Origin of the sequence: Novosphingobium sp. B-7, from assembly GCF_000410615.1 — a bacterium.
Lineage (GTDB): Bacteria > Pseudomonadota > Alphaproteobacteria > Sphingomonadales > Sphingomonadaceae > Novosphingobium > Novosphingobium capsulatum.
Map to the genome: position 1 here is coordinate 12779 of NZ_KE148432.1, position 418 is coordinate 13196.

Here is a 418-nt window from a genome sequence, read left to right on the forward strand (position 1 = left end):
CAGCCGCTGGATGGTGTGCAGCATGAGATAGCTGCGCTGGCCCACGTGCAGGCGCACATAGTCGCGTTCGGCATCGATGCGATCGATATCGCCGGCGGCCACGCGCACCAGTTCGCTGCGGTGGGGCACCCAGAATTCCTCGATCCACTGCGCGGCCGGCGCCGGGGCATCGTCGTGAGCGGGGGCAGTCGCGGGCACGGTGGGCGCCGGGGCAAGGGCCGGATCGGCCAAGGCAGCCTGGCGCGACAGGGCACGCTCCACCGCGCGTTCCAGCCGCTCTTGCGCCACGGGCTTGAGTACATAGTCGACCGCCTCGCAATCGAACGCCTCGACAGCGAAGTGATCGTGCGCGGTTACGAAGATCACCATCGGCTTGGGATTCTGCCGCACGAGGGCGCGCGCCACGCTGAGCCCGTCG

At 69.1% G+C, this 418-nt stretch carries 1 protein-coding gene; it reads right to left on the bottom strand.

Annotated features, from left to right (window positions below; translation table 11 throughout):
• Positions 1-418, bottom strand: a 418-nt coding sequence (locus tag H926_RS28930; protein ID WP_022677669.1) for a LytTR family DNA-binding domain-containing protein, incomplete at both ends; no start/stop codon positions are given.